The organism is Syntrophorhabdus sp., from assembly GCA_012719415.1.
Classification (GTDB): domain Bacteria; phylum Desulfobacterota; class Syntrophorhabdia; order Syntrophorhabdales; family Syntrophorhabdaceae; genus Delta-02.
Genome location: JAAYAK010000316.1, coordinates 1 through 5,650, shown reverse-complemented (window position 1 = coordinate 5,650; position 5,650 = coordinate 1). Strand labels below are relative to the sequence as shown.

6 protein-coding genes are annotated in these 5,650 nt (G+C 57.1%); 3 read left to right on the top strand and 3 right to left on the bottom strand.

From position 1 onward, the window contains the following. A partial coding sequence (locus GXX82_17890) for a type II toxin-antitoxin system HicA family toxin (GenBank protein ID NLT24916.1) occupies positions 1–103 on the top strand: 103 nt, incomplete at its 5' end. 1,160 nt (positions 104–1,263) lie between these two features. Here the strand turns inward: GXX82_17890 and GXX82_17885 are convergent. From GXX82_17885 to GXX82_17875, 3 genes are read right to left on the bottom strand one after another with little or no spacing between them, the layout of a single operon-like run. Beyond that, a complete protein-coding gene (locus tag GXX82_17885; GenBank protein ID NLT24915.1) occupies positions 1,264–2,142 on the bottom strand; it encodes a molybdopterin dehydrogenase in 879 nt (292 codons plus the stop codon). Continuing rightward, positions 2,139–2,618 carry a (2Fe-2S)-binding protein gene (locus tag GXX82_17880; GenBank protein ID NLT24914.1) on the bottom strand — a complete coding sequence of 160 codons (480 nt, stop codon included), beginning with the start codon at positions 2,616–2,618 and terminating at the stop codon, positions 2,139–2,141. Before GXX82_17880 ends, GXX82_17885 begins: the two co-directional genes overlap by 4 nt. Further along, positions 2,612–4,744 (bottom strand): xanthine dehydrogenase family protein, encoded by a 2,133-nt coding sequence (locus GXX82_17875; GenBank protein ID NLT24913.1) that lies wholly within the window; start codon positions 4,742–4,744, stop codon positions 2,612–2,614. Before GXX82_17875 ends, GXX82_17880 begins: the two co-directional genes overlap by 7 nt. Before the next feature lie 330 nt (positions 4,745–5,074). Here GXX82_17875 and GXX82_17870 point away from each other — a divergent pair, with 330 nt between their 5' ends. Together GXX82_17870 and GXX82_17865 are read left to right on the top strand one after the other, a co-directional pair. Then, the gene (locus GXX82_17870; GenBank protein NLT24912.1) at positions 5,075–5,422 is read left to right on the top strand and encodes a lysozyme inhibitor; all 348 of its coding nucleotides are present in this window, start codon (positions 5,075–5,077) and stop codon (positions 5,420–5,422) included. Positions 5,423–5,457: 35 nt separating this feature from the next. Continuing rightward, a partial coding sequence (locus tag GXX82_17865) for a nucleotidyltransferase (GenBank protein NLT24911.1) occupies positions 5,458–5,650 on the top strand: 193 nt, incomplete at its 3' end.

The window sequence follows — 5,650 nt, the reverse complement described above, 5'->3', positions numbered from 1 at the left end:
GCAAGTGGTCGTACCTGACCATAAGGAACTTGACCGGGGAACACTCCGGGCCATCATAAGGGCGGCCGGTCTAGGGGTGGAAGAGTTCAAGAAACTGTTGTAGCCATCACGCGCGGTTGGGTTCACCCTATCGTCTTTGACAGACCCCATTTTTGCCTTGTCCTTGTTGTTCTTTCCTTCCTGAGGTTTTCTCCTCCCGCCGAATAGCGGGACGAGAATGCCGCCAGATTCTGGTAGGCTCCATAATCTGGCGGCGGCCTTACTCTCTTTTCCCCTCTCTTCGCGACCTTAAGCGACCTCGAGCGAAGCGGGCGAGAGACATGCCTCTCGTTTTCTGAACCACGAAACACCCTTGCTCATGTAAGATATAAGTGGTATTATTTCTTACAAAAACTCGCGAGGCAATGTGATGCAGAGCGTTGATAGTAGGATACTGAGCAGGATTTATGGACGTGGGAGGGGTTGTGTGGTCACGCCAGGGGAGTTTCTCGACCTTGGCAGCCGGCAAGCCGTTGATCTGGCGCTCCACCGCTTGACAAAGAGAGGGACTTTGCGGCGTTTGGCGCGTGGGCTGTATGATTATCCGAGGACGCATGCGACGATGGGTTTGCTGTCGCCTGGTCCGGATGCCGTGGCCAGAGCGCTTGCGGGGAAAGACAGCATCCGCCTTCAGCCCTCCGGTGCGTATGCGGCCAATCTGCTGGGTTTATCGACGCAGGTGCCGGCGAAGGTTGTCTATCTGACCGATGGTCCGTCGCGAACGGTGAAGATAGGCAACCAGGAGATACATCTCCGGCATACAACCCCACGTAATATGGGGCCTGCGGGCCGCATCAGCGGACTTGTAATCCAGGCATTGCGGCACCTGGGAAGGGGGAATGTCGACGATTCAATCATTGATATCCTGCGGAGGAGACTGACGGAGGGGGACAAGAGGCAATTGCTCAAGGATATCAGTCACGCGCCTGCATGGGTGGGTCAATGCCTCCGAGCAGTCAGTGGTGAGGATCGTTGACCAATGGACCGCTGGTTCGTGCATATGGGAGGATGAAGGGGCGGTTATGGGTAATAGGTGATAGGTCATGGGGAAGGCGATAATACTTTTCCATGAACGCACAAGTTTCAAGGGTTCTTGTTCTTCACGTTCAAGCGGTTCAAGCCATTCAAGCGGTTCAAGCCGCCGCTCAGGATGTCCTCAAAGTCCCTACAGGTAACGCGGCGGACGGGGCGATTCTCTGAAGTGTCGCGCGGGGTATCACCGTATCAGGGTTGGTACGACAGGCCCAATACCTCTTTCAAGAAATGCCGGGCAAGGCGGATGACAACGGTGCCGCGGTAATCGGCCGTTGATCGCTGGTCGTCTATGGGACTTAAGATCCGAGCGTATCGCTTTAGAACAGCGGCCAGTATTTCCTCTCGTTCATGCCGGCCGTTAGTTCCCGGCAGGGAATCGACGAGGGCCTGTTCGCAATCCGGTGATCTGAGGACCTTCGGACCCACCGCGCCAAAGGCCAATCTCAAGTCAACAAGCCGGTCGTCGATCTTTCGTGCAAGTGCGACGATGGAGGCCTTGGTCAGGGCATTCGCCCTTCGTGCTGCCACCTTTTTATGAAACTCATGATCGAACTGATAGCGAGGTATTCGAAACCCCGTGACGATCTCATCAGGCGCGAGGATCGTCGTGCCGGGGCCTGAAATGAACTCGTTGACAGGGATTTCTTTCCGATCGTCCGTGCTTGCGCAGAGCACGGTTCCGTTCATCGCCAGGAGGTAGGGAATCGTGTCCCCGGCCGGGGATGCATTGCAGACGTTCCCTCCCATCGTTGCCATGTTCCTGACGGCAGGCGACGCCATGCTGCCGATGATCCTTGTCAGAAGTACGGGCACATCGGGATGGTCCCGCAATGAAGAGAGGGTCGCGCAGGCCCCGATGACGAGGAAACCGGGCTCCGTCGCTACTTGCCTTAGTTCCTCAAGATGACCGATGAACATGACGGGACGGTCGGCGTCAGCATTTACTGTGCCCCACCGTGCGGAGCGGACCATCAGATCGGTGCCTCCCGCGTAGGGGATGCCGCCTGTTTCCCTTCGAAGGATCAGAGCTTCTTTCAGGTCACGGGGCCTCAATGCGGTATCTTTCATCGGCTCGAAGTCTCCTTCGTTTCACGAGATGCCCGCATGACCGCCTGGACGATGCGGTTGTATCCGGTACACCGGCAAAGATTTCCCGACAATGCCTCCCGTACGGTTTCCTCATCGGGATCGGGGCAGGCATCGATGAGTGCACCAGCGGCAATGATCATCCCCGGTGTGCAGAATCCGCACTGGAGCGCCCCGGTCTCGCCAAAGGCCGAAGCGACCTTTCGAAACAGGTCCCGTTCCTGATACCCCTCGATAGTGACCACATGACGGCCCTCGACCGCGCCGACAGCAACGATGCATGCCAGTGCAGGCCTTTCATCGATAAGGACCGAGCAGGCGCCGCATTCACCCTCACCGCACCCCTCTTTGACGCCGGTCAGGCCAAGGTCCTCCCTGAGGACATCGATAAGCCGCCTCAAAGGATCCGTTTCGAGGACCACGGGACGGCCATTTACCACAAACGCGATTGTCATGATGAGGCCTCCTTTGCCCTGACAAGATCGAGGAGACACTCGGGCGTAATGGGCAGGCGGCCCACTTCTATGCCGAGGGCATCGGCGACGGCCTCCCCGAGAGCGGCGGCGGCACCTATCGTCGGTATCTCGCCCACAGATTTCGCGCCGAAGGGCCCTTCAGAATAGGGGTTGATCACAAAAGACTGCCGGATCGCCGGGATATCTCTCATTGTCGGTATGGCATAGTCCCTCAGACGGCCTTGCTGAAGGATGCCTCCTGCGCTTTCCAGCACCTCCATGAGGCCAAAACCAAGCCCCTGCACCAGCGCCCCGTCGACCTGCCCTTCCGCCAGGCGGTCATCGATGGGTCTGCCGATATCGTGAGCGGCCCATACGCCTGTTACCTGAACTTCGCACGTAAGTAAATCCACCGATACCTCTACCGCGACAGCTCCCCAGGAATAGGTGTGGAAGGCATCTCCGACGACTCGTTTGTCGTCCCATTCCAGATAGCCGGGCTCCACGTAATCTTCCATCACCTCGATCTCCCCCGGCTCGTCCCACCGGTCTTTGAGTTTCCGGGCCGCACGTTCGACAGACTTTCCGAACAGGGTCACTCCCAGGGAAGCACCCGTGCCCATTGTAGAGGGATCGCGGTCCGTATCCGGATTGTCCATACTGATGCGTTCGATGGGGATATCGAGAATGCGGGAGGCTATCTCCCGGAAAACCATCACTATGCCCTGTCCCAGCTCGGTAATAGTTGTGAGAATGACCACATCTCCCGATCCGGTACGCCGCAAGATAAGGGGTCTCGGTCGTCCCCGCAGAGTACCTTTGACGGTGTGCGGCGCCCCGAAGGAGTAAAGGGCGATGCCGATCCCCTTTTTCACCGTCGCGTCAGACCCGGCCTGTCTCCCGCGTTTTGCGCGGTAACCGGACATGTCATCGACGCTCTTTACGATCTCGGGTATCTTCACCTGATTGCGGAGGACGGCATCGGTGCTTGTCCTGTCTCCCTGCTTCAGTACATGGCCCAGCCTGAAATCAAGCGGGTCAATGCCGAGTTGCCGTGCAACGCGGCTCATATGGGTTTCGATGGCGAATGTCGTCTGCACAACGCCGAACCCCCGCGTGGCGCCGGGCATGATATGGTTCGTGGCCAGCGCCCTGCCCCGGACCGACACATTTTCGAACCGGTATGGACCCGTTGCCATCTTGACAGAAGAATCGAGAACAACGGCCGAGGAGCCGAAATAGGCGCCGCCAAGAAGGTCAATGTCCATTTTTACGGCCCTGATCCTCTTGTTTTGGTCGACGCCGCTCTTGATGCGGATCCGGGAAGGATGCCGCTTCGATGTCGTCGTTATGTCTTCTTCCCGATCGTACACGATCGAGCAGGGCCTTTGCGTTACATATGCGGCCAGGGCGCCGAGACAGGTGATCTGGGTTGTTGTTTCCATCTTGCCGCCGAAAGCCCCGCCGATGGTTGTGACACGCGCACGGATCCTGTCCGTGTTCCATCCCAACGGTATGGAAACAGCGACGGGAACGATGTCGGGTATCTGAAAAGGGCCGTAGACGGTCATGCGCCCTTCTTCGGGTACCGCTATCGCCCGAAGCGTCTCGAGATAGAGATGTTCCTGGTAGCCTGTCCTGAACTCGTCCTCAAAGACCCGGGCACTCTCGATGAATGTTTTTTCGACATCGCCGCGCTCGAAGCCGATAGAGGCTATTACATTGTCCGTACCGAAGACCGGGGGTATCCGCCCTTCCTCGGCGTCTTCGATGGTTATGACAGGCTCTTCCGGTTCGTAGTCGATGCGTATCCCGTCGTTTATTTCGAGTATCCTGCCCCGTTCGGGCCCCGCGATGAGGAGAATCGGCTGCCCGGCAAAACTGACCCTGTCTTCGGCGAGAAGCGGAAAGTCCTGTCTCAGGATCGCGCAAATGTTCCTACCGGGTATGTCCGTGCTGTCTATGACGTAGTATCCCGAAGCGACAGCGGGGACATGAACGGATCGGATGCCGGCGCGGGGGAACGGTGAGCGGACGACCATAACGTGAAGCATGCCGGGGAACGAAAGCTCGTCCATGTATCCCGCTTTGCCGCAGCACTTGGCCCAGGCATCATCTCGGACTGTCATCTATACTCCCTTTTTCATGCGGCTGATGGTGGAAGAGTAATCTCAAGAAGGCTTTTCTTCTTCGTATCCGGCCGATTCTTCACTCTGAAATCCTAGTCTATCCCTGACTGTATTGTCAAAAAGAATGTGGGGCCTGGAACACAAACAGAAGGTCAGCCTTCATTCAGGGGTCTTTGGGGTCGAATCTCTATTCTCTCAGACGTGTGCTTCCCAAAGATTCCCTTGACCGCCCGGATGGTCCGAAGTATACATAAAAATGTGTCATGCCGGGGGGCGGGTGGTGAAGCGCAAGTCTTGCGTTCAAATATTCCGGACAGGAGGTTTCAATTGATGTCATTTCGGTTGATCGTTGTTGCCGTCGCTGTTGTCTTGCTGTCCTCTCTCGCTTGCGCGGAGGATATCGGACCTTTCCACTATAAGTGCGATGACGGGACGTCCTTTACCATCACTTTCGTGAAGGCCGAAGGCGAGAGCTCGCCCATGACGGCCCGGCTTACTCTGCCAAAGAGCAAGGATGCCATAATCCTCACCAACAAGGGGGGTGCCAGCGGTATCCACTACGCCAACGATAGATATGCCTACGACGAGTGGCACGGCAATGTGTCCTTCAGGGATTCTTCAAAGAAGCGCAAGGGGAAGAGCGCCCAAAAGGTCTCCTGCCATGAGGTCGAGAAGTAACCTACATTTCCAGCATAAGGCGCAGCAAACCCGAGATGGAGTCCCGCTATGGTGTCAGGAAGGTGGGGTTGTTCGGGTCCTGCGTCAGGGGGCGGCAGAGGAAAAGAAGCGATATCGATATACTTGTCGCCTTCAGCCGCGACATCGATCTCTTCGATTTTCTTGACCTTCGCGAGCACCTCGAAGACAGGCTGCAGTCGAAGGTTGACCTTGTGATGGAGTCGGCCT

What these genes read in the sequence shown, in the direction of transcription:
- GXX82_17870 (NLT24912.1), top strand. Translation starts at nt 5,075, where the DNA reads ATGTCATTTCGGTTGATCGTTGTTGCCGTCGCTGTTGTCTTGCTGTCC.
- GXX82_17875 (NLT24913.1), bottom strand. Translation starts at nt 4,744, where the DNA reads ATGACAGTCCGAGATGATGCCTGGGCCAAGTGCTGCGGCAAAGCGGGA.
- GXX82_17885 (NLT24915.1), bottom strand. Translation starts at nt 2,142, where the DNA reads ATGAAAGATACCGCATTGAGGCCCCGTGACCTGAAAGAAGCTCTGATC.